Source organism: Mycobacterium palustre (assembly GCF_002101785.1).
GTDB lineage: Bacteria > Actinomycetota > Actinomycetes > Mycobacteriales > Mycobacteriaceae > Mycobacterium > Mycobacterium palustre.
In genome coordinates this window covers 44,006-70,892 of record NZ_LQPJ01000105.1, presented here as the reverse complement: position 1 = coordinate 70,892, position 26,887 = coordinate 44,006, and the positions used below count along the sequence as shown (strand labels likewise).

22 protein-coding genes and 1 pseudogene are annotated in these 26,887 nt (G+C 71.9%); 17 read left to right on the top strand and 6 right to left on the bottom strand.

The window, feature by feature from the left end:
- Positions 1–30 precede the first annotated feature (30 nt).
- Positions 31–1,206 (top strand): oxygenase MpaB family protein, encoded by a 1,176-nt coding sequence (locus AWC19_RS14975; protein WP_085078845.1) that lies wholly within the window; start codon positions 31–33, stop codon positions 1,204–1,206.
- Complete coding sequence (locus AWC19_RS14970) at positions 1,203–2,030, top strand: DUF5995 family protein (RefSeq protein WP_085078844.1); 828 nt, start codon at positions 1,203–1,205, stop codon at positions 2,028–2,030. Before AWC19_RS14975 ends, AWC19_RS14970 begins: the two co-directional genes overlap by 4 nt.
- 12 nt (positions 2,031–2,042) lie before the next feature.
- Here the strand turns inward: AWC19_RS14970 and AWC19_RS14965 are convergent, their stop codons facing one another.
- The 3 genes from AWC19_RS14965 to AWC19_RS14955 all read right to left on the bottom strand — a co-directional run bounded on the left by AWC19_RS14965 (position 2,043) and on the right by AWC19_RS14955 (position 7,417).
- A complete protein-coding gene (locus AWC19_RS14965) occupies positions 2,043–5,240 on the bottom strand; it encodes an adenylate/guanylate cyclase domain-containing protein (RefSeq protein ID WP_245848987.1) in 3,198 nt (1,065 codons plus the stop codon).
- A gap of 80 nt (positions 5,241–5,320) precedes the next feature.
- Positions 5,321–6,235 carry an aldose 1-epimerase gene (locus AWC19_RS14960; RefSeq protein WP_085078843.1) on the bottom strand — a complete coding sequence of 305 codons (915 nt, stop codon included), beginning with the start codon at positions 6,233–6,235 and terminating at the stop codon, positions 5,321–5,323.
- A 3-nt stretch (positions 6,236–6,238) separates the two neighbouring features.
- Positions 6,239–7,417 (bottom strand): FAD-binding oxidoreductase, encoded by a 1,179-nt coding sequence (locus AWC19_RS14955; protein ID WP_085078863.1) that lies wholly within the window; start codon positions 7,415–7,417, stop codon positions 6,239–6,241.
- Between the two features lie 130 nt (positions 7,418–7,547).
- Between AWC19_RS14955 and clpB the strand changes: the two genes are divergently transcribed.
- The 6 genes from clpB (at position 7,548) to AWC19_RS14925 (ending at position 13,944) form a co-directional block, all read left to right on the top strand.
- Positions 7,548–10,100, top strand: a complete 2,553-nt coding sequence (gene clpB, locus AWC19_RS14950) for an ATP-dependent chaperone ClpB (RefSeq protein ID WP_085078842.1) — start codon at positions 7,548–7,550, stop codon at positions 10,098–10,100.
- Positions 10,101–10,171: 71 nt separating this feature from the next.
- On the top strand, positions 10,172–11,041 hold the full coding sequence (gene ttfA / locus AWC19_RS14945) for a trehalose monomycolate transport factor TtfA (protein ID WP_085078841.1): 870 nt from the start codon (positions 10,172–10,174) through the stop codon (positions 11,039–11,041).
- 56 nt (positions 11,042–11,097) lie between these two features.
- A complete protein-coding gene (locus AWC19_RS14940) occupies positions 11,098–11,871 on the top strand; it encodes an SDR family NAD(P)-dependent oxidoreductase (RefSeq protein ID WP_085078840.1) in 774 nt (257 codons plus the stop codon).
- On the top strand, positions 11,858–12,397 hold the full coding sequence (pyrE, locus tag AWC19_RS14935; RefSeq protein ID WP_085078839.1) for an orotate phosphoribosyltransferase: 540 nt from the start codon (positions 11,858–11,860) through the stop codon (positions 12,395–12,397). The genes AWC19_RS14940 and pyrE overlap by 14 nt, the downstream gene beginning before the upstream one ends.
- 6 nt (positions 12,398–12,403) lie before the next feature.
- Positions 12,404–13,303: a hypothetical protein gene (locus AWC19_RS14930; protein WP_085078838.1), complete on the top strand. Its 900-nt coding sequence runs from the start codon at positions 12,404–12,406 to the stop codon at positions 13,301–13,303.
- Positions 13,300–13,944, top strand: a complete 645-nt coding sequence (locus AWC19_RS14925; protein ID WP_085078837.1) for a TrmH family RNA methyltransferase — start codon at positions 13,300–13,302, stop codon at positions 13,942–13,944. The genes AWC19_RS14930 and AWC19_RS14925 overlap by 4 nt, the downstream gene beginning before the upstream one ends.
- A 98-nt stretch (positions 13,945–14,042) precedes the next feature.
- Here AWC19_RS14925 and AWC19_RS14920 read toward each other — a convergent pair whose 3' ends face one another.
- Positions 14,043–15,008: a LysR family transcriptional regulator gene (locus tag AWC19_RS14920; RefSeq protein WP_085078836.1), complete on the bottom strand. Its 966-nt coding sequence runs from the start codon at positions 15,006–15,008 to the stop codon at positions 14,043–14,045.
- Positions 15,009–15,031: 23 nt separating this feature from the next.
- On the opposite strand from AWC19_RS14920, the gene AWC19_RS14915 reads away from it, so the two are divergent.
- From AWC19_RS14915 to AWC19_RS14875, 9 genes and pseudogenes are all read left to right on the top strand, one after another.
- On the top strand, positions 15,032–16,174 hold the full coding sequence (locus AWC19_RS14915) for an XdhC family protein (protein WP_085078835.1): 1,143 nt from the start codon (positions 15,032–15,034) through the stop codon (positions 16,172–16,174).
- A gap of 83 nt (positions 16,175–16,257) precedes the next feature.
- Complete coding sequence (locus AWC19_RS14910) at positions 16,258–17,139, top strand: FAD binding domain-containing protein (protein WP_085078834.1); 882 nt, start codon at positions 16,258–16,260, stop codon at positions 17,137–17,139.
- A gap of 2 nt (positions 17,140–17,141) precedes the next feature.
- The gene (locus AWC19_RS14905) at positions 17,142–17,618 is read left to right on the top strand and encodes a (2Fe-2S)-binding protein (protein WP_085078833.1); all 477 of its coding nucleotides are present in this window, start codon (positions 17,142–17,144) and stop codon (positions 17,616–17,618) included.
- Positions 17,615–20,014, top strand: coding sequence for an aerobic carbon-monoxide dehydrogenase large subunit (locus tag AWC19_RS14900; protein ID WP_085078862.1), 2,400 nt, complete (start codon positions 17,615–17,617; stop codon positions 20,012–20,014). Before AWC19_RS14905 ends, AWC19_RS14900 begins: the two co-directional genes overlap by 4 nt.
- Before the next feature lie 32 nt (positions 20,015–20,046).
- A pseudogene (locus tag AWC19_RS14895) lies at positions 20,047–20,778 on the top strand (XdhC family protein); the annotation flags it as partial.
- Positions 20,779–20,945: 167 nt separating this feature from the next.
- Positions 20,946–21,524: a nucleotidyltransferase family protein gene (locus AWC19_RS14890; protein ID WP_085078861.1), complete on the top strand. Its 579-nt coding sequence runs from the start codon at positions 20,946–20,948 to the stop codon at positions 21,522–21,524.
- A complete protein-coding gene (locus AWC19_RS14885) occupies positions 21,521–22,402 on the top strand; it encodes an AAA family ATPase (protein WP_085078831.1) in 882 nt (293 codons plus the stop codon). Before AWC19_RS14890 ends, AWC19_RS14885 begins: the two co-directional genes overlap by 4 nt.
- 13 nt (positions 22,403–22,415) lie before the next feature.
- Positions 22,416–23,057 carry an SRPBCC family protein gene (locus tag AWC19_RS14880; RefSeq protein WP_085078830.1) on the top strand — a complete coding sequence of 214 codons (642 nt, stop codon included), beginning with the start codon at positions 22,416–22,418 and terminating at the stop codon, positions 23,055–23,057.
- A 4-nt stretch (positions 23,058–23,061) separates the two neighbouring features.
- Entirely contained in the window at positions 23,062–24,273 is a 1,212-nt protein-coding gene (locus AWC19_RS14875; RefSeq protein ID WP_085078829.1) for a vWA domain-containing protein, read from the top strand.
- On the opposite strand, the gene AWC19_RS14870 is transcribed toward AWC19_RS14875, so the two are convergent.
- Together AWC19_RS14870 and AWC19_RS14865 are read right to left on the bottom strand one after the other, a co-directional pair.
- A complete protein-coding gene (locus AWC19_RS14870) occupies positions 24,251–26,392 on the bottom strand; it encodes a xanthine dehydrogenase family protein molybdopterin-binding subunit (protein WP_085078828.1) in 2,142 nt (713 codons plus the stop codon). The two genes, AWC19_RS14875 and AWC19_RS14870, sit on opposite strands and share 23 nt — an antisense overlap.
- On the bottom strand, positions 26,392–26,859 hold the full coding sequence (locus AWC19_RS14865) for a (2Fe-2S)-binding protein (RefSeq protein ID WP_211284929.1): 468 nt from the start codon (positions 26,857–26,859) through the stop codon (positions 26,392–26,394). Before AWC19_RS14865 ends, AWC19_RS14870 begins: the two co-directional genes overlap by 1 nt.
- Between the last annotated feature and the right edge of the window lie 28 nt (positions 26,860–26,887).

Genomic DNA, 26,887 nt, shown 5'->3' with positions numbered 1-26,887 from the left:
ATAGCCGCCGATTCTGTGGAAGCTACCTACATGCCCAGGCGCGGCGCGAGCTCGAAATGGACGGACGCCCTGCTCGATCGGATGCGGGGCGAAGGCGATTCGGCCGTCGACAAGAGGGTCGAGGCCGTGCTCGAGCGGGGCGAGATCGGCGCGGTCAACGCGATCATGCGCACGTTGGTCAGCAACGATCAGGTGGTGCCGCCGGGTTTGCCCCGGGAGATCCGGGACTACCTGGCCGACACCCAACCGCTGCCGCCGTGGGCCGACCCGGACAAGATCAAGCGCGGGCAGCAGATCTTCGAGACCTGGGGCGTGCTCATCACGCTGTGCCTGTTCTGCGCGTCGCTTCCGGCGGCGTACGCGGCGGCCAACGGCGTCAAGGTGCTGCACCTGACCGCCCGCCTCGACACGGACGCGCGTCGGCGCGTGATGGAGACGGGCCAATTCCTGATGGACGCGCTCGCCGTCGGCGGCCTCGACGACCACGGCAAGGGCCGCCGCACCATCCAGCGGGTCCGGCTGATGCATTCCGCCGTGCGCAACCTGATCAAGGCCCGCAACCGAAAGGATCCCCGACTGTGGGACGCGCGCAACTGGGGCACACCGATCAACCAGGAGGACCTGGCCGGGACCCTGCTCACCTTCTCCTACGTCGTCGCCGAGCCGATGCCCCGCCTCGGGGTGCGCCTGCCCGCCAAGGACGTCGACGCCTACCTGCACACCTGGAACGTCATCGGGCACCTGCTCGGGGTGCGCGACGAGATGATGGCGCACGACGTCACCGAGGCCGCCGCGCTGGTGAACGCCATCCGGCGCAGGCAGTTTCGGGCGTCCCCCGAGGGACAGGAAATGGCGGCCGCGCTGCTCAAACTCCTCGACGAGCTGACGCCCTTCCATCGATTCGACGACACGATCCCGCCGTTGATCCGCCACCTGATCGGCGACGAGGCCGCCGACATGCTGTTGGTGCCCAAGTCGGATCTCGTCGACGACCTCGGGCGGCTCGGGTCCCTGACGAAGTGGGCTTACGTGCACGTCTTCGGGCGAAGCGAACGCGACCTGCCGCGGTACCGGGCCATGTCGGAGCTGGCATACCCGTTCGGGCGCAACCTGTTGCACGGCATATTCCGGCTCGAGCGGGGCGGCGAGCGGGCCCCGTTCGACATGCCCGATCACCTCGCCCGCACCTGGGAGCTGTCCACGTGAGGTCGTCGCTGGTGCCGCCCCGCCTGGCGCGGGCCACGGACGTCGACGACGTGGTGAGCAACGTCGAGCGGATCATCGAGTGGTCCAAGGCCGCCGAGAGCCATCTCGGCTACTTCGCCGCCGTCTACAAGCGCGTCACGCTCGCCATCCGGGACGACATCGACAGGGGCGGGTTCCAAGACGGGCGCCGCGTCGCGCAGCTCGACGTGGCGTTCGCGCAGCGCTACTTCGACGCGCTCAACGCGCACTTCCACCCCGGCGAGTACCACGGCCTGACGCTGCCGTGGGAGGTGCCGTTCGTCGGGGATCACGACGGCGAAGCGGTCATCCTGCAGCACCTGATGAGCGCGTTCACCGCGCACATCAGCTTCGATCTGGGCATGGCGTGCTTCGCGGTCGCCGCCGACTCGCTGGACACCTTGGAGCCCGACTTCAACCGCGTCAACGCGCTGCTGTGCTCGCAGATGCCGGGCATGGTCGAGGAGATGCAGCGGCTCTCCCCGGGGCTGGTTTGGATGCGCCGGCTGATACCCGACGAGCTCGGCTTCTTCGACCGGGTGCTGACGAACATGCGCCAGGGGGCGTGGCTGTTCGCCTACTCGATGGCCGCGCACCGCGACGCCGCGGAGCAAAAGCGGGTGCACCAGGCGGCGTGGACGGCGGCGCTGGCTTCCTGGTACCTGCACCCGCCCAGCCGGTTCCGGCTGTTCCCCGTGCTGGCGCGCGCGGTCGCCAAGCGGGAGAGCACCGACGTCGCCGAGAACATCGCGGCGCTGGAACAACGGTCGAACACCCCCGACGAGCTGCACCACCGCTACCTGTAGAACCGGGGGCCGTCAGGCCAGAAGTCGTTGCGCCCGAACGAGTTCCGGCCAACGGTCGTCCCCGGGGAAGCGGCGGACGGCCTCGGCGAGCCGGGGCCGGTCGCCGTCGTCGAGCAGGTCGAAAGAGTCCAGCAGGCAACGCAATTCGAACAGGGCCGCGCCCTGGTTGCGGGCGAACTCCAGCGCGGCGGCCAGGGCGTCGCGGCGTTCCCCTAAATCGGCGAAGGTGTGGGCGCGCACCCGCATCAGCTCGGCGTCGTGAAAGCGCATTCCCGTCTCCCGCGCGTGGCGCAGGGCCATGTCCAGCCGCTCGCGCGCCTTCTCCGGTTGGCCCGCGGCGATCAGGAGCCGGCCGATGATCGCGTCTTTGAACGTCAGATAGATGTTGAGGTGCATCATGCGTGAGCTGTCCACGTGCAGCGCGATCTTGTCGGCCGCGGCCAGCAGCGTGCCGCCGTCGGCGCCGGCGTCCAGCGCCCGCAGCGCCTTGACGGTGTTGTGCTCGGTCCTGCCCACCCATTGCCACAAATCGAGCCCGGTCTGCTGGCTCAGCTCCCGCAGGCGGGCGACCAGGGCGGCCGCCTGCTCGGTCTGGCCGGCCTCCAGGCACACCCAGATCTCCACGAAATACGTCTGCGCCCTGTTGCACGAATCGTGCGGGAAGCTCAGCTCATCGGAGCGCCGCACCGACGCGGCGAGCTCGGCGTTGGCGCGATCGAGGTCGCCGGACACGGTGTGCGTCAAGGCCAGGTACTGGTGTGCCGCCGCGATCGGGTCCACCGTCACCCAGGAGGGGGCGTCCAGCACCGCCGGATCGGCGGCCGGGCTGTCGGCAAGGGCGTCCAGCAGGTAGCGGCGGGCGGTGCCGAAGTCGCCTTCCAGCCAGGCCACCGAACCCAGCGACGACGCGATGACGGGCCGGCTCCACGGCCGCTCCCGGGTCACCCGGGCGGCCAGGGAGTCGAGCAGTTCGCGGGCGCGCCGCAGCTCGGCCCGCGGCACGTAGTAGCCGATCAGCGCGGTGAGCGTGTTGAACAGCTCGTCGTCGTAGTTGCCGGCGCTGGCCAGGGCCAGGCACCGTTCGAAATCGGCGGGCGCCTCGCCGCTGGTGCCGCCCTCCAGCGCGCCGGTGAGAAACGCCCGCTCGAGCCGGATCGTGATCTCGCTGCGGTCCCGCGCGCATCCGGCCATGCAGCTGGTGAGCTGGCCCAGCGCCTTGGTGAGGCACGCCAGCGCCTCCTGCATGGCGCCGCGCCGGCGGGCGTCGACGGAGGCCTTCTGGTAGGCCTCGACGGCCCGGTCGTGTTGCTGGGCCTGCTCGAAATGGCTTGCCACCACCCGCCAGTCCGGTTCGGCGGCGGTGGCGGCCTCGAGCAGCGCGCGGGCGGCCCGGGCGTGCAGGTCCCGGCGCAGCGAGGGCGGGGCCAGCTCGGCGGCCACCTCGCGCAGCAGCTCGTGGCGGAACCGCCAGCCCTCGGGTCCCCGCCGCTCGAGCACCCGCCGGCGCACCAGCTCGGTCACGACCTCGTCGACGTCCTCGCTGTCGCGCCGCAGCACGGACCGCAGCAACGGAAGGTCGCCGGCGCGCCCGATCACGGCGGCCGCCTCGACCACCGGCACCACGTCGCTGCGCGCGTGCAACCGGGCGAACAGCGGCTCGTACAGCGCCTCGGGCACCCGCGGTTCGGGGCCGCCCGCCCCGAGGGCGGCCACCACGTGCTCGATGTAGAACGGCACCCCGTCGCACCGCGCGCTGACCGCGGCGCGGCGCTCGTCGGACACGTCGGGGTCCAGCGCTTCGATCAACGCGCCGGACTGCTCGTCGGTCAGCGGCGGCAGGTCGAAAACCGTTGTCGGCCAACTGGTTTGCATCCAGTCGCCGTCGCGCCCGGTCACCACCACCATGAGGCGCCCGTCGGCGGCCGAGAGCAGCGAGCTGAGCAATTCCATGGTCGACGCGTCGAACCAGTGCACGTCGTCGGCGATGACGAGGCCCGGGCGGTCGCGCAGGCACGCCAGCACGTAACGGCGCACGGTCGCGCCGATCAACTCGTACAGGGTCCGGCCCTCGACCGCGGCTGGGTGGTAGCCGTGCTCGGGGCCGATGCCCAGCACCGGCGCCAACAGCGGCACCGCGCTCGCCGGATCCAGTGCGCAGGAAGTCAATTCGCCGCCCAGCAGGCGCAACCGCTCGGCGCCGCCGGTGAGCCGGGTGATGCCGCAGCGACGCTCCAGCAGCCGGCGCACCGGATGCAGGCCGGTCTCGGTGTGCAACGGCGAGCCCCTGAGCTCGACGACCGCGCCGCCGGCGGCCGCGACGATGTCGGCCGCTTCGGTCGCGAGCCGGGTCTTGCCGATGCCGGGCTCGCCGCGGAACACGATGCCCGGAATGCTCAGCGCCCCGTCGCGGGCCCGCTGCCAGCTTCGCTGCAGCCAGGCGCGTTCGGCGTCGCGCCCGATCAACGGCGGCGACCCCGGCGGCGGCGCGTCCGGACGCTCGCCGAGCACCCGGTGATGGTTGATCGGCCCGTCGATGCCCTTGACCGCGGCGGGCGCACCGGCGTGCAGCTCGTAGGAATCCCGCACCAGCGGCGCGACCGCGTCCGATATCGCCACCGTGCCCGGCTCGGCCACGCCGCACAGGCGGGCGGCCAGGTTGGCGGCCAGCCCGTACACGTCGTCCTGGTCGGTGTCGAGGTAGACCAGGCCGCGGTGGATGCCGACCCGCACGCTGACGCCCACCCCGAAGGTGCGCTCGGCCCGCTCGCCGAGCTGCGCCACCGCGCGGGCGATGTCCAGCCCGGCGGCCACCGCCCGCCGCGGGTCGTTCTCGTGCGCGGTGGGGTGGCCGAACACCGCCAGCACCCCGTCGCCCTTGGTCGAGCTGATGTGCCCCTCGTAGCGCTCGACGATCCGGCGCACCTCGTCGCGGTAGCCGCCGACCACGGTGCGATAGGTCTCGGGCTCGAGGCGGGTGGACAGGGCCGTCGAGTCGACCAGGTCGGCAAACATGATCGTCATCCGGCGGATCTCGCCGTAGCGGGCCGGCGCCCGCAGCAGGTCCTCGGCGTCGGGGTTGCCGCGGTCGACTTCGAGAACCCGTCCTACCAGCTCGGTGGCGGTCACGTGGTCGCCGGCGTTGATGGCCCGCACCGCGCGGTCCAGCATTTCGTCGATCGAAGCGCCGCTGTTGTCAGGGCTCACCGGCATCCTCCTGACCAGGATTGGCTAAGAGTACCGGTGATCGGCGGGAGTTTCAGCACATGTCGGGCGGCGCGGGCGCGGGGCGCTCAGACGCGGATGGAGAACACCGCCGTCGCCGGCTCGCCCGGGCGGGCGCGCCGGTAGCCGCCGCGGCGCAGCGCGTCGGTCGGGGCGGTCATCGGCTCGAAGCACACGACGTCTTTTTCGGCGGCCTGCCCGGGGTCCTCGGCGACCGGCGCGAAGATCTGCGTCGCCGGGTATCCGCGCTCGAAACGCACTTCGATGCGCCGATCGCCGCCGGACACCGCGAACACCGCCCCCTCGGCCACCTCGTCGTAGGCGTCGTCATAGGCGTTGTCGCCCAGGCGTTCTCGCCCGGCCGGCCGGCGTTCGGATTCGCCGGTGGGCAGGCCGTGCCCGTCGAGGCGCAGGTGCCGAAGCGGGGGCGTCTCGATGACCCAGTCGCCGCGGGCCACGCCGGGCAGGCGCAGGTAGGGGTGAAAGCCGAAGCACAGCGGGACCGCCCGGTCGCCGGTCGGGGTGACCGTGGCCCGAACCGTCAGCGTCCGCCCGGCCAGCCGCGCCGTCACCGCGAGCACGTGCGGGTAGGGAAAGCCGGCCAGCAACCGCGGGTCGGCGCCGAAGTCGACCTCGGCGCTGAGCTCGTTGTCCGACTGCGCGGTGATTTTCCAGCCCGGGTAGGCCGCCAGCGTGCCGTGGATGGGCAACCCGTTGGGGTCGGCGCGGACGCCGTTTTCGCCCGGCGTGAGGGTCACGGTCACGCCCTCCGCCGGGTAGCTGGTGGCGCCCAGTCGGTTCGCCCACGGATGCAGGATCGGGATGCCCATCGTCTTGGCCGCCGTCAGGTAGGCGTCCAGGCCGCGCCGCTGACCCAGCAGCTCGGCGCCCGAGTCGGTCAGCGAGGTGCCGATCATGCCGGCCTCGGGCACGAACCGCGCGGCCACCGGGGACGACGGGTCGGTCAGCGTGACGACGCGCATGGCTCACCTCGAGAGGGGGTCGTGTCGAATGCGTTCGGGCGCAGCGCCTTTGGCGATCAGGGCGGCCTTGGTGGCCCGCACCATGGCCGGGCCGCCGCAGATCAGGATCTGGCGGTCGCCCCAGCCGCCGTACTTGGTCACCACGTCGGGCAGCCGGCCGGTTTGGTGCACGTGCAGGCCGCGCGGCGGGGTGACGTCGGGGTAGTCGGCGGCCCACGGCGGGTCGGCGCCGTACTCGGAGACGGGCGAGACCGACAGCCACGGGTTGTGCTGCGCCACCTGCCACAGGGTCGGCAGGTCGTAGAGCTCGCAGCGGTACCGGGCGCCGAAGAAAAGGTGCACGCGCGGGTTCACCGCGTAGCGGCTGAGGTCCATGACCAGGGCGCGCAGCGGCGCCAGGCCGGTGCTGCCGGCCACCATCAGCACGTCGCCGCCGTCGCGATCGACGTGCAGGCCGCCGTGCGGGCTGGACAACCGCCAGCGGTCCCCGGGCCGCGTCTCGTTGACGATGGCGGTGCTGACCAGGCCGCCGGGGACCTGGCGGACGTGGAACTCGATGCCGCCGTCCGGGTCGGCCGGGATCGCCGGGCTCAGGTAGCGCCACCGGCGCGGGCACTGCGGGACGTGGACGTCGACGTACTGGCCGGGGTAGTAGTGCATCGGGTGGTCCAGCCGCAGCCGGACGACCGCGAGGTCGCGCGACACCCGGCGGTGTTCGATGACCGTGCCGTCCCACCAGGCGGGCCCCTCCTCGGCCTCGGCGGCCCCGCTCATCACGCCGGTGATCAGGTTGAGCGACTGCCGGGCCGCGGCGTCGACGCGGTCGGTCCACGCCTCGCCCAGCTCGGCGCGCAGCGCCGCGTACAGCGCGCGCCGCAGGGTCTCGTAATGGCCTGGCAGCACGCCGAACTTGCGGTGGTCGCGGCCGAGCTGGGCCAAAAACGCCACCGGCTCCGCCGCGCGCTGGGCGACCAGCTCGCCGTACACCCAGTGCAGCGCGTGGGCGAAAACCGCCCGTTGGGCGTGCATCTCGGGCGGGAACAGGTCGCGCACCGAGGCGTCGAGGGCAAACCAGTGGGTGTAGAAGCGGTGCACGAGCTCGTCGGCCCCCTCGCGGCCCGGGCCCGCCCGCCCGAAGGCCCCGCGGAGCACCCGCAGCGCGTCGCGGTCCTCGAGGCTCACGGGCCCCGATTCTAGGCTCGGCGCCGGGCCGCCCGGGAAATTGATAGAGTTGAGCGGAACAGACTCAACCTTGACGGCGTTGAACAACGCGACAAGCATTTTTCCCATACCCCGAACGGAGGTGTCTCGGTTGGCCAGCGACTCTTTCAACCCGACAACCAAGACCCAGGCGGCGTTGACGTCGGCCCTGCAGGCGGCCTCGGCGGCCGGCAATCCCGAGATCAGGCCCGCCCACCTGCTGTTGGCGCTGCTGACCCAGAAAGACGGGATCGCCGCTCCGCTGCTGGAGGCTGTCGGCGTGGAGCCCGCCACGATTCGCGCCGAGGCGCAGAAGCTCACCGACCGGCTGCCGCAGGCCAGCGGCGCCAGCTCGCAACCGCAGCTGTCGCGCGAATCGCTGGCCGCCATCACCACGGCCCAGCAGCTGGCCACCGAGATGGACGACGAATACGTCTCCACCGAGCACCTGATGGTCGGCCTGGCCACCGGCGACTCCGACGTCGCGAAGCTGCTCACCGGGCACGGCGCGTCCCCGCAGGCGTTGCGGGAGGCGTTCGTCAAGGTCCGCGGCAGCGCGCGCGTCACCAGCCCCGAACCCGAGGCCACCTACCAGGCGCTGGAGAAGTACTCGACCGACCTGACGGCGCGGGCCCGCGAGGGCAAGCTCGACCCGGTCATCGGGCGGGACAACGAGATCCGCCGCGTCGTGCAGGTGCTGAGCCGGCGGACCAAGAACAACCCGGTGCTCATCGGCGAGCCGGGCGTCGGCAAGACCGCGATCGTCGAGGGCCTGGCGCAGCGCATCGTGGCCGGGGACGTCCCGGAGAGCCTGCGCGACAAGACGATCATCGCGCTCGACCTCGGTTCCATGGTCGCCGGTTCGAAGTACCGCGGCGAGTTCGAGGAACGCCTTAAGGCCGTCCTCGACGACATCAAGAACTCGGCCGGTCAGATCATCACGTTCATCGACGAGCTGCACACCATCGTGGGCGCCGGCGCGACCGGCGAGGGCTCGATGGACGCCGGCAACATGATCAAGCCGATGCTGGCCCGCGGCGAGCTGCGGCTGGTCGGCGCCACCACGCTCGACGAGTACCGCAAGTACATCGAGAAGGACGCGGCGCTGGAGCGGCGGTTCCAGCAGGTGTTCGTCGGGGAGCCGTCGGTGGAGGACACCGTCGGCATCCTGCGCGGCCTGAAGGACCGCTACGAGGTGCACCACGGCGTGCGCATCACCGACTCCGCCCTGGTGGCCGCCGCGACGCTGTCCGACCGCTACATCACCGCGCGGTTTTTGCCCGACAAGGCCATTGACCTGGTGGACGAGGCGGCGTCGCGCCTGAGGATGGAGATCGACTCCCGGCCCGTCGAGATCGACGAGGTCGAGCGGCTGGTGCGCCGGCTGGAGATCGAGGAGATGGCGCTGGCCAAGGAGGAGGACGAGGCGTCCAAGGAGCGGCTGGAGAAGCTGCGCGCCGAGCTGGCCGACAAGAAGGAAGAGCTCGCCGAGCTGACCACCCGGTGGCAGAACGAGAAGAACGCGATCGACGTCGTGCGCGAGCTCAAGGAACAGCTGGAGACCCTGCGCGGGGAGTCCGAGCGCGCCGAGCGCGACGGTGACCTGGCCAAGGCCGCCGAGCTGCGCTACGGGCGCATCCCCGAGGTGGAGAAGAAGCTGGACGCGGCGCTGCCGCAGGCGCAGGCGCGCGAGCAGGTGATGCTCAAGGAGGAGGTCGGACCCGACGACATCGCCGAGGTGGTGTCGGCGTGGACCGGCATTCCCGCGGGCCGGATGCTCGAGGGCGAGACGGCCAAGCTGCTGCGCATGGAAGACGAGTTGGGCAAGCGCGTCATCGGCCAGAAGCGGGCGGTGCAGGCGGTCTCGGACGCGGTGCGGCGTTCGCGGGCCGGGGTCGCCGACCCCAACCGGCCGACCGGGTCGTTCATGTTTTTGGGCCCGACCGGCGTCGGCAAGACCGAGCTGGCCAAGGCGCTGGCGGAGTTCCTGTTCGACGACGAACGCGCCATGGTCCGCATCGACATGAGCGAGTACGGCGAAAAGCACTCGGTCGCACGGCTCGTCGGCGCCCCTCCGGGCTACATCGGCTACGACCAGGGCGGTCAGCTGACCGAGGCGGTGCGGCGGCGTCCGTACACGGTGATCCTGTTCGACGAGATCGAGAAGGCCCACCCGGACGTGTTCGACGTGCTGCTGCAGGTCCTCGACGAGGGCCGGCTGACCGACGGGCAGGGCCGCACGGTCGACTTCCGCAACACCATCCTGATCCTGACGTCCAACCTGGGGTCGGGCGGCAGCGAAGAGCAGGTGATGGCCGCGGTGCGGTCGGCGTTCAAGCCGGAGTTCATCAACCGGCTCGACGACGTGATCGTCTTCGACGGCCTCGAGCCCGGCGAGCTGGTGCAGATCGTCGACATCCAGCTGGCCCAGCTGCAGAAGCGGCTGGCCCAGCGCCGCCTCACCCTGGAGGTGTCGCTGCCGGCCAAGCAATGGCTGGCCCAGCGCGGGTTCGACCCCGTGTACGGGGCGCGGCCGCTGCGCCGGCTGGTGCAGCAGGCCATCGGCGACCAGCTGGCCAAGCAGTTGCTGGCGGGCGACGTGCACGACGGCGACACCGTCCCGGTGAACGTCAGCCCGGACGGCGACTCGCTGATCCTCGGCTAAGCCCGCTCGTGATGGGGTTGTGACCAGGTCGAATTCTGTATTCCGGCCGGATTGCAGATACCCTGTGTGGGATGGTCCCCCTTTGGTTCACGCTCTCGGCGCTGTGCTTTGTCGGTGCCGGGGTGCTGCTCTACGTCGACATCGATCGGCGTCGCGGGCGCAGCCGGCGGCGCCGGTCGTGGGCGCGGTCGCACGGCTTCGACTACGAGCGTGAGTCGACCGACATCCTGAAGCGGTGGAAGCGCGGCGTGATCTCCACGGTTGGCGACGTCCCCGCCCAGAACGTGGTGCTGGGCCAGATCCGCGGCGAGGCGGTCTACATCTTCGACCTCGAGGAGGTCGCGACGGTGATCGCGCTGCACCGCAAGGTCGGCACCAACGTCGTGGTGGACCTGCGGCTCAAAGGGCTCAAAGAGCCACGGGAGAGCGACATCTGGTTGCTGGGCGCGATCGGGCCGCGGATGGTGTACTCCACCAACCTCGACGCCGCGCGCCGGGCCTGCGACCGGCGCATGGTCACCTTCGCCCACACCGCGCCCGACTGCGCCGAGATCATGTGGAACGAGCAGAACTGGACGCTGGTCGCGATGCCGGTCTCGTCCACCCGCGCGCAGTGGGACGAGGGCCTGCGCACCGTGCGCCAGTTCAACGACCTGCTGCGGGTGCTGCCGCCGGTGCCGCAGGAGGCCCCGCAGGACGCGGGAGCGCCCGCGGCGATTCGCAGCGCCGCGCCGAGCCGGCCCCTGGCCCCCGCGGCCCGCGCGGAGCTGACCTCCAGGCGGCCCCAGCAGGACGTGGGCGGGCTGCTGGGCGAAACCGGCCGCCGCGCGCCGGAGCCGGTGCGCCGCGAGCAGGCGCGCTCGGAGGGCCGCACCGACGCCATCCGCCGCCCGCCGCCGACCGGCCGCAACGGCCGGCAGGCCGGCAACTACCAGCGCTGACGGCGCCCGGAACGGGTCCGGGGGAGGCCTCGGCCCCCGTCATTAGACTGTCGCTCATGCCTCGCCCCGTCGCCCTGATCACCGGGCCGACGTCCGGGATCGGCGCCGGCTACGCGCGGCGCTACGCGGCCGACGGCTACGACCTGGTGCTGGTGGCCCGCGACGTCGACCGGTTGACCAAGCTGGCGGCGGAGCTCGAGGCCCGCGGCGGCAACGTCGAGGTGCTGCCCGCCGATCTGGCCGACGCCGCCGGCCGCGACGCGGTCGCCGAGCGGCTCGCCGCGGGCGTGCGAATCCTGGTGAACAACGCCGGCTTCGGCACCTCCGGCGACTTCTGGACGGCCGACCCCACGCTGCTGCAGGCCCAGCTCGATGTCAACGTCACCGCGGTCATGCGGCTCACCCGCGCCGCCCTGCCGGCCATGCTCGACGCCGGCGCCGGGACCGTCGTCAACGTCGCCAGCGTCGCCGGGCTGGTGCCCGGCCGCGGCTCGACCTATTCGGCGTCCAAGGCGTGGGTGATCGCGTTCAGCGAGGGCCTGGCCGTCGGCCTGCAGGGCAGCGGCGTCGGCGTGCACGCCGTCTGCCCGGGGTACGTGCGCACCGAATTCCACTCCCGCGCCGGGATCGACATGGCCAAGCTGCCGTCGTTTATGTGGCTCGAGGTCGACGACGTCGTCGACAAGAGCCTGGCCGACATCGCCGCCGGCAGGGTGATCAGCATTCCCGGCGTGCATTACAAGGCGCTCGTCGCCGCGGGGCGCATCATGCCGAGGGGCCTGGCGCGCGCGGCCACCAAGCGGATCGGCGGCGGTCGTGGGCGGACCTGACCGCGAGGAGCTGGCCCGGCTGGTGCGACGGCTCTCGGTGGTGCACGGCCGCGTCACGCTGTCGTCGGGCAAGCAAGCCGACTACTACGTCGACCTGCGCCGCGCCACCCTGCACCACCGGGCGTCGGCGCTGATCGGCACGCTGATGCGCGAGCTCACCGCCGACTGGGACTACGCGGTCGTCGGCGGCCTGACCCTGGGCGCCGATCCCGTCGCGACGGCCATCATGCACGCACCGGGCCGGCCCATCGACGCGTTCGTGGTGCGCAAATCCGCGAAAACCCATGGCCTGCAACGCCTTATCGAGGGATCCGAGGTGTCGGGCAAGCGGGTCCTGGTGGTGGAGGACACCAGCACCACGGGCGCCTCGGCGCTGACGGCGGTGCGCGCCGTGCGGGACGCGGGCGGCGACGTGGTCGGGGTGGCCACCGTGGTGGACCGCGCCACCGGCGCCGCCGAGGCCATCCAGGCCGAGGGGCTCAAGTACCGCAGCGTGCTGGGGCTGGCCGACCTGGGGCTGGGCTAGTCGACGTTGCGCCGCCTGATCGCGTTGATCGCCTGCCTCGCCGTGGGCCTGGTGGGGTGCTCGGGCTCGAACCGCCCCGCCCGGGCCTACGGCGCGCAGGCCGCGCGGGTCGGCGAGTCGCTGGCGCTGCTGGGCTGGAACATGTCGGTGACGAACCTGCGCTGGGACGGCGACTACGTGCTGATCGACGTCGACGCGTCGCCGGCCGATCCGCACGCGCCGCACGCCAAACCCCAGGACATCCGCTTCGGTCTGTACGGGGCGCTCGCGCACCCGCTGGAGGCCAACGGCCTGGGCAGCTGCGACCAAGCGGCGGCCGGCGTGCGCGACATCGGCCACCCGCTGGCGGCGCCGCCGGACCGGCTCACCGGCTCGGTTTGCCTTGGGCCGCTCAAGGATCGAAGCCAGGTCCGCGGGGTGTACAGCTACTCGCCGCGCGATCGGATCCCGAACAGCTCGTCGGCCTACCCGGTGGCCTTCCCGGTGGGGTTGCTGCCGACCAACGCCAACGACACCGGCCTGGTCGTCAAGACCGTCAGCCTGTCGGCGTGGCGTGCCGACGGCACCCCGGTGACCAGGGCGCAGCTCGGCGACCCCGCCGCGTTCACCGGCAACGGCTACATGCTGCTGGGGCTGCAGGCCGACGCCCTCGCGGCCCGCTACCGCGACGACTCCGCCGCCCGCGGCGGCCCGATGATGTTGCTCGCGTCGCCGAGCCTGCCCGGCAAGGGCTTGAACCCGGCCTGCGCGACCTACGGGTCGTCGGTGCTGATCCTGCCCGACGCGTCGCTGGACGCGGTGCACGTCAACGCCTCGCTGTGCACCCAGGGCGAGATCAACGAGGCGCTGCTGTACGCGACGGTGGCCGTCGACGGCACCCACGCCGGGGTGTGGACGCAGCGATGACCGAGCCCGGGCCCACCGAGTGGGGGACACCGTCGGGCGGCGTCGGCCCGTGGCTGGGCGAGCTTCCCGACGACCCGCGGTACGACCGAAACCTGTTGCGCGACGGCGACACCCGCAACGTCGTGGACGCCTACCGCTATTGGACGCGGGAGGCGATCATCGCCGACATCGACCGGCGCAGGCACCCCCTGCACGTGGCGATCGAAAACTTCGGCCACGACGCGAACATCGGCTCGGTGGTGCGCACCGCCAACGCCTTTGCGGTGGACACCGTGCACATCGTCGGGCGGCGGCGCTGGAATCGCCGCGGCGCCATGGTGACCGACCGCTACCAGCGGCTGTGCCATCACGACAGCACCGCCGAGCTGCTCGACTTCGCCGCCGCCGCCGGGTTGACCGTCGTCGCGGTGGACAACGTCCCCGGCGCAACGCGCCTGGAAGAGACCGCGCTGCCGCGGGATTGCCTAATGGTGTTCGGGCAGGAGGGTCCCGGCATCACCGACGACATCCGGGCCGGCGCGGCGCTGACGGTGTCGATCGCCCAGTTCGGATCCACCCGAAGCATCAACGCCGGCGTCGCGGCCGGGATCGCGATGCACGCGTGGATCCGCCAGCACGCCGACCTGTCCCGCGCGTGGTGACGGCTTCGCGTGTGAACCCACGGCTTTGCGTGTGAACCCACGGCGCGATTTAGTGAATTTCCCGCCCAGGATGCACACGGAAAGCCCTCAGTGCAGACTCAACTCCACAGCGTCACATGCACTTTCGGGCGGAACCGGGTCACGCCGACGCCGGAGCCCCGGATCATCGCCTGGGTGCACCTGGGCGTGGTGATGAAGCGGACGAGCTCAGACACCGCGGGCTGGCGGACCGACGGCGCCAGCGTCGCCGCGCACCACTCGCCCGCGCGGTCCAGGCCCGGACCGGTCAGGCGAACCAACCGCCCGGCCGCGAGGTCTTTTGCAACCGCGAAGCCGATCGTCAGCGTGGCCCCGCCCACCCGCTGCACCTCCTCCAGCGCGGCGGCGTCGCTTTGGAAGATGCGTTGCTGCGACTCCGGAATGGCCAACTCTCGCAACATCTTTGCGACCTCGCCGGCCACGTTGCCCGCGGCCGGCCCGAGCATCCACTGCTGCTGACGCAGCAACGCCGGCGTCGGAACAGCCGCGGCCAGTGGGTTATTCGGCCCCACCACGGTGATGATCTGATACTTCAAAAACGGCCGCACGAAGATCGCGTCGTCGGCCACCATCGAGCCCTCGCCCGCCGGACCGATCGCGATGTCGACGGCCCGCGCGCAGATCAAATCGCGAAACCGGCTCGTCGGGTGAACACTGAGCTCCACCGACAGGTCGTCGGCCCGCGACGAGAACAGCTCGATCAGCCCGGGCGCGGCGTGCTCGGCGAACGCGGTGGACGCGGCGATCCGCAGCAGCCGTCGCCCGTGTGCGGCCTCGGTGACCTCGATCGCGGTTTGTTGCTGCAGGCCCAGAATTTCGACCGCGCGGCTGGCCAGCCGCAGGCCGCCGGGCGTGAACGCCAGCCCCCCAGCGGTCCGCGTGAACAGCGGGTCGTCGAGCTCCTTGCGCAGCGCCGCCACGAGCATCGAGACCCCGGCGTCGGAAACCCCCAGCTCCGCCGCGGCGGCCCGCACCGAACCCAAACGCACCACCGCCGAATAGGCCCGAAGTTGAGCCGGAGTCATGAAAGTGAGCCTACGTTCAAGGTGTGCGTGACGTCCTTGCCGAGCTGATCTCGATCTGGCGCGCCGGCGACACGGCGGGGCTGGGGACCGTGGTCCGAACCTTCCAATCCGCGCCGCGGCCGCCGGGGGCCTCGATGGTCGTGGCGCCGGACGGTTCGGTGGCCGGGTCGGTGTCCGGCGGCTGCGTGGAGGGCGCGGTGTACGAGCTCGCCACCGAGGTCGCGAAGACGGGGGCGCCGCGACTTCAGCGTTACGGGGTCAGCGACGACGACGCGTTCGCGATCGGTCTGACGTGCGGCGGGATCATCGACGTCTTCGTCGAATCGGTGTCGCGGCAGACGTTCCCGGAACTCGGCGCCGTGGCCGCCGACATCGGCGAGCACCGGCCGGTGGCGACCGCGACCGTCATCGCCCACCCCGACGCGCGGTGGGTGGGGCGCCGGCTGGTCATCCGGCCGGACGGCGCGGCGGGGTCGCTGGGTTCGGCGCGCGCCGACGCCGCGGTCGCCGACGACGCGCGCGGCCTGCTCGCCGTGGGCCGCAGCGACGTCCTCAAGTACGGACCCGACGGCCAGCGGCTGGGCGACGGCATGGAGGTCTTCGTGTCGAGCTTCGCGCCACGGCCGCGGATGCTGGTGTTCGGCGCCATCGACTTCGCCGCGGCCCTGGCGCGGCAGGGGTCCTTCCTCGGCTACCGGGTCACCGTCTGCGACGCCCGCGCGGTGTTCGCCACGCCGGCGCGGTTCCCCGGCGCCGAAAACGTCGTCGTCGATTGGCCCCACCGCTATCTTGCCGCCCAAGCCGAGGCCGGCGCCGTCGACGCCGGCACCGTGATCTGCGTCCTCACCCACGACCCGAAATTCGACGTCCCTTTGCTCGAGGTGGCGTTGCGCCTGCCTCAGGTGGGCTATGTCGGGGCGATGGGGTCGCGCCGCACCCACGACGACCGGCTGAACCGGCTGCGCGCCGCGGGGCTGACCGACGCCGAGCTGGGCCGGTTGTCCAGCCCCATCGGGCTGGACTTGGGCGCCCGCACCCCCGAGGAAACCGCGGTGTCGATCGCCGCCGACATCATCGCCAAACGCTGGGGTGGCGGCGGTCGCCCGCTCACCCAGACCGCCGGGCGGATCCACCACGACGCCGCCGAGGCGCAGGTCGCAGGCTAATTCAGCGATTACTTAACTCGCTATTGACGCCCAGGTCAGCGGGGCCGACACTGGGGTGCTCCCAGCGAAGTGAGGTGCGTCACATGCAGGTGCCCGGGCCCTTCGAGTACGAACGCGCAACCAGCGTCGACCACGCGGTCGGGCTGCTGGATCGGCTGGGGGAGGGGGCGCGGGTGATCGCCGGCGGGCACAGCCTGCTGCCCATGATGAAGCTGCGCATCGCCAACCCGGAATACCTCGTCGACATCAACGACCTGGCGCCCGAGCTCGGTTACGTGATCACCGATCCGACACTGGTGCGCATCGGCGCGATGACCCGCCACCGCGAGATTCTGGAGTCCGGCACGCTGGCCGCCGTTTGCCCGATCTTCCGCGACGCCGAACGGGTGATCGCCGACCCGGTGGTTCGCAACCGCGGCACCCTGGGCGGCTCGCTCTGTCAGGCGGACCCGGCCGAGGACCTGGTGACGGTTTGCAGCGTGCTGGACGCGGTGTGCCTGGCCCGCGGGCCGTCGGGCGAGCGCGAGATACCGATCGGCGATTTCGTGGCCGGGCCCTACGAGACCACGCTCGCGCACAACGAAATTCTGGTGGAGGCCCGGATTCCGGTGCGGCTCAACACCTCCAGCGCCTACGCGAAGGTGGAGCGCCGCGTCGGCGATTGGGCGGTGACGGCGGCGGGAGCCTCGCTCACCCTCGACGGCGACGCGATAGCGGCCGCCCGCGTCGGCCTGACGGCGGTGAACCCGGACCCCGACGCGCTGGCCGAACTGGCGGCGACGCTGGTCGGCCGGCCGGCCACCGAGGAGACCTTCGCCGAGGCGGGCCGGCGCGCCGCGGCGGCCTGCGACCCGGTTACCGACGTGCGCGGCACCGCGGAGTACAAGCGCCACCTGGCCTCCGAACTGACCATCCGCACGCTGCGCACCGCGTCGCAGCGGGTGCGCGAGCAAGGGAGCGACTAGCGATGCAGGTGAACATGACGGTCAACGGCGAGCAGGTGATCGCCGAGGTCGAGCCCCGGACCCTGCTGGTGCATTTCTTGCGGGATCAGTTGCGGCTCACCGGAACCCACTGGGGCTGCGACACCAGCAACTGCGGGACGTGCGTGGTCGACGTGGACGGCGTGCCGGTGAAGTCCTGCACGATGCTGGCCGTGATGGCGTCGGGGCACAGCGTCCGGACCGTCGAGGGGCTCGCGGTTGACGGCCGGCTCGACCCGATTCAGGAAGGGTTCATGCGCTGCCACGGTCTGCAATGCGGCTTCTGCACGCCGGGCATGATGATCACCGCCCGCGCCCTGCTGGACCGCGACCCCAACCCCGACGAGGACACCATCCGGGAGGCGATCTCGGGGCAGATCTGCCGCTGCACCGGATACACCACGATCGTGCGCTCCATCCAGTGGGCGGCGCGGCACCCAACAGAGGCGGCCAGCTCATGACGACCATCGAATCCCGCCCTCCCTCACCCGAAGACACGGCCGACAACGACCAAAAGCCGTGCGGCCACGGCCGGATGCTGCGCAAGGAGGACCCGCGCTTCATCCGGGGCCGCGGCACCTACGTCGACGACGTCGCGCTGCCGGGCATGCTGCACCTGGCCATCCTGCGTTCGCCCTACGCGCACGCCCGCATCGCCGGCATCGATGTGACCGCGGCCCTTGCGCATCCGAAGGTCAAGGCGGTGGTGACGGGCGCGGACCTGGCCGACAAGGGCCTGGCCTGGATGCCGACGCTGTCCAACGACGTGCAGGCCGTCCTGGCCACCGACAAGGTGCGGTTCCAGGGCCAGGAGGTGGCGTTCGTCGTCGCCGAGGACCGCTATTCGGCCCGCGACGCGCTGGAGCTGATCGACGTCGACTACGACCCGCTGGACCCCGTCGTCGACGTCCGCCGGGCGCTCGACCCGTCCGCCCCGGTGATCCGCACCGACCTCGAGAACAAGAAAGACAACCACATCTTCGACTGGGAGACCGGCGACGCGGCCGCCACCGAGGCGGCGTTCGCGCGCGCCGACGTCGTCGTCAAGCAGGAGATCGTCTACCCGCGCGTGCACCCCGCGCCCATGGAAACCTGCGGCGCGGTCGCCGATTTGGACCCGGTGACCGGCAAGCTCACGCTGTGGACCACCTCGCAGGCGCCGCACGCGCACCGCACCCTGTACGCGTTGGTCGCCGGCCTGCCCGAACACAAGATCCGGGTGATCTCGCCCGACATCGGCGGCGGGTTCGGCAACAAGGTGCCGATCTACCCGGGCTACGTCTGCGCGATCGTCGGCTCGCTGCTGCTGGGCAAGCCGGTGAAATGGATGGAGGACCGCAGCGAAAACCTGACGTCCACCAGCTTCGCCCGCGACTACATCATGGTCGGCGAGATCGCGGCCACCAAAGACGGCAGGATCCTGGCGATCCGGTCCAACGTGCTCGCCGACCACGGCGCGTTCAACGGCCAGGCGGCGCCGACGAAATACCCGGCCGGCTTCTTCGGCGTGTTCACCGGCAGCTACGACCTGGAGGCCGCCTACTGCCACATGACCGCCGTATACACCAACAAGGCGCCCGGCGGGGTGGCCTACGCGTGCTCGTTCCGGATCACCGAGGCGGTGTACTTCGTCGAGCGACTGGTCGACTGCCTGGCCTTCGAGCTCAAGATGGACCCGGCCGAGCTGCGGCTGCGAAACCTGCTGCGGCCCGAGCAGTTCCCGTACCAGAGCAAGACCGGCTGGACCTACGACTCGGGTGACTACGAGGCCACCATGCGCAAGGCCATGGACATGATCGGCTACGACGCGCTGCGGGCCGAGCAGAAGGAGCGGCGGGCGCGCGGCGAGCTGATGGGCATCGGGATGGCCTTTTTCACCGAGGCGGTCGGCGCCGGCCCGCGCAAGGACATGGACATCCTCGGCCTCGGCATGGCCGACGGGTGCGAGCTTCGGGTGCATCCGACGGGCAAAGCCGTTGTGCGGCTGTCGGTTCAGAGCCAGGGCCAGGGCCACGAGACGACGTTCGCCCAGATCGTCGCCGAGGAGCTGGGCATCCCGCCCGACGACATCGAGGTGGTCCACGGCGACACCGACCAGACCCCGTTCGGGCTCGGCACCTACGGCAGCCGGTCGACGCCGGTGTCGGGCGGGGCCGCTGCGCTGGTCGCCCGCAAGGTGCGCGACAAGGCGAAGATCATCGCCTCGGGCATGCTCGAGGTTTCGGTGGCCGACCTCGAGTGGGAGAAGGGCACGTTCAGGGTCAAGGGCGACCCGTCGGCGTCGGTGACGATCGCCGACATCGCGATGCGCGCGCACGGGGCCGGCGACCTGCCCGACGGCATCGAGGGCGGGCTGGACGCCGAGGTCTGTTACAACCCGTCAAATCTCACCTATCCCTACGGCGCGTATTTCTGTGTGGTGGACGTGGATCCGGGCACCGCGGTGGTCAAGGTGCGGCGGTTTTTGGCCGTCGACGACTGCGGCACGCGCATCAACCCGATGATCATCGAGGGCCAGGTGCACGGCGGCATCGTCGACGGCATCGGGATGGCGTTGATGGAGATGATCGCCTTCGACTCCGACGGCAACTGCCTGGGCGGGTCGCTGATGGATTACCTCATCCCGACCGCGGTCGAGGTGCCACACCTCGAGACCGGCCACACCGTGACGCCGTCGCCGCATCACCCGATCGGCGCGAAGGGCATCGGCGAATCGGCCACCGTGGGTTCGCCCCCGGCCGTGGTGAACGCGGTGGTGGATGCGTTGGCGCCGTTCGGGGTTCGACACGCCGACATGCCGCTGACGCCGTCGCGGGTGTGGGAGGCCATGCAGGGCAGGGCGAGGCCGCCGATTTAGGCGTCGCGACGATGCAGAGCGAGTAACGAGCGATGAGGAAAAGCGGCGCAATCGAGCACAGCACGATCAGTGAGCGCGCACAGGAGCTGTTGGCGGCACGGACGCCGTTCGTGCGCGCGACCGTGGTGCGCGCCCAGCCGCCCACCTCGTCCTACCCGGGCGACGAGGCAATCCTGTTGGCGGACGGCACCATCGAGGGCTTCGTCGGCGGCCAGTGCGCCCAAAACTCCGTCCGCAAGGCGGCGCTCGGCGCTCTGCAGGCGGGCGAGAGCGTGCTGCTGCGGGTGCTTCCCGACGGCGACGTGCATTTTCCCGAGGCGCCCGGCGCCTGCGTCGTCGTCAACCCGTGCCTGTCCGGCGGATCGCTGGAGATCTTCTTGACCCCGCAGCTGCCGGCGCCGCTGATCGAGATCCACGGGGCCAGCCCGATCGCCGAGGCGCTGGCCCAGCTGTGCGGGGTATTGGGCTACGACGTCCGCCGCGGCACCGACGTCGGCGAAGCCACGGCGGTGGTGATCGCCAGCCACGGCGGGCCGGAGGCCGAAATCATCCGCGCCGCACTCGATCACGGCGTCGGGTACGTCGGCCTGGTCGCCAGCAAGGTACGCGGCGCCGCCGTCCTGGGCCAACTCGAGCTGTCCGACGACGAGCGGTCCCGGGTGCACACCCCGGTCGGGCTGGCCATCGGGGCCAAGACCCCCGCGGAGATCGCGGTCTCGATCGCCGCCGAGCTCATCGCCGGCATCCGCGGCGGCGGCCTGCGCCGCGCCGTCGCCGCGCCGCAGCGCCCGGCTTCCGGGGCGGTCGATCCGGTGTGCGGCATGTCGGTGACCATCGGGCCCGACACCGAGCACCTCCGGGTGGCCGGCGCCGATTACTGGTTCTGCGGCCCCGGGTGCCGCGCGGCGCTCGCCGCCGGGAAAGCTGGCGCATGACCGTCACCGGTGTCGTGCTGGCGGCCGGCGGTTCGCGCAGGCTCGGAGCCCCCAAACAGCTGCTGCCATACCGGGATACGACGCTCTTGGGCGCCACCCTCGGGGTGGCCCGCGGCGCGGGGTTCGACCAGCTCATCGTCACCCTCGGCGCGGCGGCCCGCGCGGTGCGCGCCGCGGTGCGCCTCGACGGGGCCGACGTGGTGTCCGTCGACGACGCGGCGACCGGGTGCGCGGCCTCGCTGCGGGCCGCGCTGGACCGGGTCGATCCGCGGTCCGGCGGGATCGTGCTGATGCTCGGCGATCAGCCCGGCGTGCGGCCGGCCACGCTGCACCGACTGATCGCCGAGGGACCGGGCGCCGACATCGCGGTGTGCCGCTACGACGACGGCCTCGGGCATCCGTTCTGGTTGGGCCGCAGCGTGTTCGGCGATCTGCGCGAACTGCGCGGCGACAAGGCGGTGTGGAAGCTGGTGGAATCGGGCCGGCGCGGGGTGCGCGAGCTCGCCGTCGACGGCCGGATCCCGCCCGACGTCGACACGTGGGACGACTACCGCCGGCTGGTGGCGTCGTCATGACGCGCCCGGCCCCGTTTTCGGGCGTCGACGACGTCGTCGCGCGCTTCGACGCGCACGACTACCTGCTCGACACGGGAACCGCGTCGGCGATCTACCTGGTGGTCACGCTCGGCCGGCCGCTGCTGCTGGAGGGCGAACCCGGCGTCGGCAAGACCACGGCCGCGAAAACCCTTGCGGCGGTGTGCGATACCGAATTGGTGCGACTACAGTGCTACGAAGGACTGACCGCCAGCGAGGCGCTGTACGACTGGAACTACCAGCGCCAGTTGCTGTCCATCAGGCTGGCCGAAGCCGGCGGCAGGGGCATCGAAGAGGCGGACCTCTACACCGAGCGATACCTGATCGACCGCCCCATCCTGCGTTGCGTGCGGCACCGCGGCCCGGCCCCACCGGTGCTGCTGATCGACGAAATCGACCGCGCCGACGACGAATTCGAGGCCCTGCTGCTGGAATTCCTCGGGGAATCCGCCGTCACCGTGCCCGAGCTGGGCACCTTCGTCGCCGAGCGGCCGCCGGTGGCCGTGCTGACCTCCAACCGCAGCCGCGACCTGCACGACGCGCTGCGCCGCCGCTGCCTGTATCACTGGATCGACTACCCGGAGCCGGCCCGGGCCGCCGCGATCGTCCGCCGGACGGTTCCCGGCGCGACGGCGCCGCTGATCGAGCACGCGACGCGGTTCATCGGCCGCGTCCGCGACCTCGACCTGGACAAGCCGCCGGGCGTGGCCGAGACGATCGACTGGGTCGCCGCGCTGGTGTCACTCGGCGTCGCCGATCTCGTCGACCCGGAGGCCGTCGCCAGCCTGGGGGCGCTGGCCAAGACTCCGGACGACCGTAGCCTGATTCGGGACGCGTTTTCCGAATACAGCCGCACCTGAGAGGACTCGCCGCATGAAGATCGCCAACCAGTTCACCGTCAGCGCGCCCATCGATCAGGCCTGGGACGTGCTGTGCGACCTGGAGCAGGTGATCCCGCTGATGCCCGGCGCCCAGCTGACCGGCCGCGAGGGCGACGACTACCTGGGCAAGGTAAAGGTCAAGGTGGGGCCGGTGACCAGCGAGTTCAGCGGCAGGGTGCACTTCGTCGAGCTGGACCGCGACCAGCATCGCGCGGTCATCGACGGCACGGGCAAGGAGTCACGCGGCACCGGCAACGCGGCCGCCACGGTCACCGCCCAGTTGAAGGCGGACGGGGACCGCACCAGCGTCACCGTCGACACGGACCTGAAAATCGTCGGCAAGCTGGCCCAGTTCGGCAGCGGCATGCTGCAACAGGTTTCGGAGAAGCTGTTGGGCCAGTTCGTGGAATCGCTCGAGGCCGAGCTGGCCGCCAAGAAAGCACCCACCCCGGCGGCCCCCGCCGCCCCGACGACGACCGAATCCGCGCCCGGGCCGCGGCACGCGGCCGCCGAGCCCGAACCCATCGACCTGCTCGACCTGGCCGGCGGCGACCGGCTCAAGAAGTACGGCGCGGCGGCGGTCGCGGCGCTCGCCGTGCTGGTGCTGATCTGGGTGTTGCGCCGGAGGCGTTAGCGCCGTGAGCACCCCACTGCTGTTGCGGGGCGTGGATATGGCGGCGTTCGCGGCCGCAGTGGTGGCGCGCCTGCGCGGCGCGGGGGTGCAGGTGTCGGCCAATGGCCCGGCGGACTTCGTGCGGGCGCTGCGGCAGCTGGTGCCCGACACGACGTCGGCGTTGTATTGGGCGGCGCGGCTGACCCTGGTCAACCGGATGGAAGACCTCGGGGCCTTCGACGCGGTTTTTCAGGCGGCGTTCGGCGCGGCCCGGCCCGACGGCGCGACGAGCCCAGCCCCGGTGCTGCCCCTGCCGGGCCCCAAGGCGCCGGCGGCCGGCACGCCGCGCCCCGCGGGGGGCCCGCCGAACGCGGGCGCAGGACGACTGCCCTGGGCCACCCGCGCGTCCACCGGCCGGGACGCGGCCGAGGAAACGGGAGTTGTGCTGCCCGATCCGCTGCCCGGCCGGATCGCCGCGCGCGCCGACGAGCCGTTCGACCGCTTCGACGCGGACGACCTCCGCTTGCTCGGCTCCTGGCTGGAGGCCAGCGCCGCGCGCTGGCCGCGGCGGCGCAGCATGCGGTTGGAGCCCAGCGCGGGCGGCAAGCGCATCGACCTGCGCGCCACGATGCGCGCCTCGCGCGAAACCGGCTGGGAATCGCTCAAATTGGCGCGCACGCGGCCCCGCCGCCGGCCCCGGCGGGTGGTCTTGGCCTGCGACGTGAGCCGCTCCATGCAGCCGTACGCGGCGATCTATCTGCATTTGATGCGGGCGGCGGCGCTGCGGCGCGGGGGCGCGAGGCCCGAGGTCTTCGCGTTCTCGACGTCGCTGACCCGGCTGACCTCGGTGCTCTCGCACCGCTCGGCCGAGGTGGCGCTGCGGAAGGCCAACGCGAAGGTCACCGACCGGTACGGCGGCACGTTCATCGGCCGCAGCCTCGGTGCGCTGCTCGCCGCGCCGCACGGCAACGCGCTGCGCGGGGCGGTGGTGATCATCGCCTCGGACGGCTGGGACGCCGACCCGCCCGATGCGCTCGGCCGCGCGATGGCCAGGCTGCGGCGCCGCGCCGCACTGCTGGTGTGGCTGAATCCCCGTGCGGCGCAGAGGGAATTCGAACCACTGGCCGGCTCGATGGCCGCGGCCCTGCCGTATTGCGACCTGTTCTTGCCGGCGAACTCGCTGAGCGGGCTGCGCGAGCTGCTTGTCGCCCTGGCTAGTCCGGCATCGCTGCGATGAGCTGCTCGGCGGTCAGCGGAAGTGACCGTACCCGCACGCCGAGCGCGTCGTAGACCGCGTTGGCGATCGCGGCGGCCGTCGGTCCCTGGGCGCACTCGCCGACGCCCAGCGACGGATTGTCCCGCGCGCCAACGAGTTCCACCTCGACCGCGGGCACCTCGGAGAACCGCAGGATCCGGTAGGTCTCCCAGGTGTCGCTGGTGACGTTGAAGCGGTCGAAGCGCACCCGTTCCTTGAGCGTCCAGCTGGTGGCCTGCACGGCGCCGCCCTCGATCTGGTTGGCCGCGCCGTCGGGATTGACGATCAGGCCCGCGTCCACCGCGACGACCAGCCGGCGCACCCGGACCTCCTCGAGCGCCTCCACCTCCGCGACCACCGCGCAGTAGGCGGCCAGGTTCTTGTACCGCGCATACCCGACGCCGTGGCCGACCGCGTCCCGTGGCGCCCGGTCCGTCCACCCGGCCCGCGACGCCGCCGCCCGCAGCACCGCCCGCCCGCGCGGGTCCGACAGGTGCGCCAGCCGGAACTCGACCGGGTCGCGGCCCGCGGCCGCCGCCAGCTCGTCCATGAACGACTCGGCGGCAAAGATGTTGACGAACGCGCCCAGCGAACGCAGCGCCGAGGTGCGCAGCGGCATCTCTTTCAGCAGGTGGTTGACCACCCGATAGGACGGAAAGTCGTAGCCCGGCACCGAGTTTCGACCGGTCCCGCCGCCCCATTGCGCGGGCGGCTCACCGCCGGCGCGAATCGGCTCCCCGCCGGCGCGGTGGCTGGCCGCCAGCAGCGCGCTCGTCGGCGTCGTCCCCGGGCGGCCCATGTAGCTGCCGCTGTAGATCTCGTGGCGCCAGCCCAGCACGGTTCCGTCGGCACCGCAGTCGGCGGACATCTCGACGACGGCCGCGGGGCCGAACGGCGCCCACGCCAGCTCGTCGGGGCGCGACCACACCACGTGCACCGGCCGGCCGGGCACCGCCCGCGCCAGCAGCGCCGCGTCCATCGCGACGTCGTCGGCGCCGTTGTGCCCGTAGCACCCCGCCCCCTCGACGTGGCGCACCACCACCCGATCGGCCGAAAGACCAAGCGCGGCAGCCAGTTCCCGCCCCAGCGCGTGCACGCCCTGGCTGTGCGACCAGACCTCCAGGCGGCCGTCTCCGGACCAGCGTGCCGCCGCGGCCGACGGGCCGATCGACCCGTGCGCCAGGTACGGCCGGTGGTAGCGGGCCGAATGCGACCGTGTCGAATTAACCGGCGCCGCAGCCTCTTTGGAGGCCAGCACCGTCGTCTCCGCCGCCGCCGCCAACAGAAACCCGGGCAGGTCGTTTTCGTCGGGCAGCGTCGGGCGCTCGTCCCAGGCGGCGTCGCGGCGCAGCCGCTCGGCCGCGCGGACCGCGACCTCCTCGCGGTCGGCCACCACGCCGAGGAACTCGCCGTCGCGCACCACGGTGATCACGCCCGGCAGCGCCAGCGCGGGCCCGGTGTCCAGCCCGCGCAGCGCCGCGCCGCGCGACGGCGGGCGCACCACCCGCCCGTACAGCTGGCCGTCCAGCACCAGGTCGTGCAGGTAGCGGGGTCGGCCGGTCAGCTTGTCGGGCAGGTCGATTCGCTGAAGGGCGGTGCCGACGACCGCGTAGTCCGACCCGGGTTTGGGCGCCGCCTTCCCGGTCGCCGGCCGGTCCAGCAGCGTGTCGTCGGCGAGCTCCCAGTAGCTGGTGGCCAACCCGCCCGGCCCGGTGATCTCGCCGTCGGCGACGTCGAGGTCGTCGGGCGCCACCGCCAGCTTGGCCGCCGCGGCGTCGAGGTAGATCGCGCGGGCCTCGGCGCACACCTGGCGCAGCGCCGCGCCCGACTGCTGGATCGACCGGCTGCCGGCGGTGAACCCTTCGTCGGGGCTGCGGTCGGTGGCCGCCGCGATCATCCGCACCCGGTCGACGCCGACGTCGAGCTCCTCGGCCGCGATCTGCGCCAGCGCCGTCAGCACGCCCTGGCCCAGCTCCACCTTGCCCGAGCGCACCTGAACCACGCCGTCGGCGGTGATCCGGACCCATTGCCCCAGAACGGGATTGGCCGTCAGCGACTCCGGCAGCTCAATCAGCTCAGGCGGCTCAGGCAACTCAGACATCAGCGGGCCCCCCGCATCTTTGAGGCGGCGCGCAGCACCGCCGCCACCACCCGGTTGTGCGAGCCGCACCGGCACAGGTTGGGGTCCAGCGCGGCGCGGACCTCGGCCTCGGTCGGGTCGGGGTTGGCGTCCAGCAGCGCCGCGGCCGCCACCACGATGCCCGACATGCAGTACCCGCACTGCGCCGCCTGCCCGGCGATCAGCTCCCGGGCCACCGGGTGGGGCTCCCCGCCGGAGCCGAGCCCTTCGACCGTGCGGATCGACTTGCCCGCGACCGACCACAGCGGCGTGTCGCAGGAGTAGACGGGCCGGCCGTCGACCAGCACGAAGCACGCGCCGCACAGCCCCACCCCGCAGCCGAACCGCGTGCCCTTCAGTCCCAGGTGGTTGCGCAGCGCGTACAGCAGCGGGGTGTCGTCCTCGGTGTCGACCTCACAGCGGCGCCCGTTGACGGTCAAGTTGGTCACGGGCTCCAGCATCCTCGCGTCGCGGGCA

Bases quoted from the DNA above. Each gene is read 5' to 3' on its own strand.
- AWC19_RS14870 (WP_085078828.1), bottom strand. From the start codon at position 26,392: ATGTCTGAGTTGCCTGAGCCGCCTGAGCTGATTGAGCTGCCGGAGTCG.
- AWC19_RS14905 (WP_085078833.1), top strand. From the start codon at position 17,142: ATGCAGGTGAACATGACGGTCAACGGCGAGCAGGTGATCGCCGAGGTC.
- AWC19_RS14925 (WP_085078837.1), top strand. From the start codon at position 13,300: ATGACCGAGCCCGGGCCCACCGAGTGGGGGACACCGTCGGGCGGCGTC.
- ttfA (WP_085078841.1), top strand. From the start codon at position 10,172: ATGGTCCCCCTTTGGTTCACGCTCTCGGCGCTGTGCTTTGTCGGTGCC.
- AWC19_RS14880 (WP_085078830.1), top strand. From the start codon at position 22,416: ATGAAGATCGCCAACCAGTTCACCGTCAGCGCGCCCATCGATCAGGCC.
- AWC19_RS14920 (WP_085078836.1), bottom strand. From the start codon at position 15,008: ATGACTCCGGCTCAACTTCGGGCCTATTCGGCGGTGGTGCGTTTGGGT.
- AWC19_RS14890 (WP_085078861.1), top strand. From the start codon at position 20,946: ATGACCGTCACCGGTGTCGTGCTGGCGGCCGGCGGTTCGCGCAGGCTC.
- AWC19_RS14940 (WP_085078840.1), top strand. From the start codon at position 11,098: ATGCCTCGCCCCGTCGCCCTGATCACCGGGCCGACGTCCGGGATCGGC.
- AWC19_RS14885 (WP_085078831.1), top strand. From the start codon at position 21,521: ATGACGCGCCCGGCCCCGTTTTCGGGCGTCGACGACGTCGTCGCGCGC.
- AWC19_RS14960 (WP_085078843.1), bottom strand. From the start codon at position 6,235: ATGCGCGTCGTCACGCTGACCGACCCGTCGTCCCCGGTGGCCGCGCGG.
- AWC19_RS14900 (WP_085078862.1), top strand. From the start codon at position 17,615: ATGACGACCATCGAATCCCGCCCTCCCTCACCCGAAGACACGGCCGAC.
- AWC19_RS14910 (WP_085078834.1), top strand. From the start codon at position 16,258: ATGCAGGTGCCCGGGCCCTTCGAGTACGAACGCGCAACCAGCGTCGAC.
- AWC19_RS14965 (WP_245848987.1), bottom strand. From the start codon at position 5,240: ATGCCGGTGAGCCCTGACAACAGCGGCGCTTCGATCGACGAAATGCTG.
- AWC19_RS14975 (WP_085078845.1), top strand. From the start codon at position 31: ATGCCCAGGCGCGGCGCGAGCTCGAAATGGACGGACGCCCTGCTCGAT.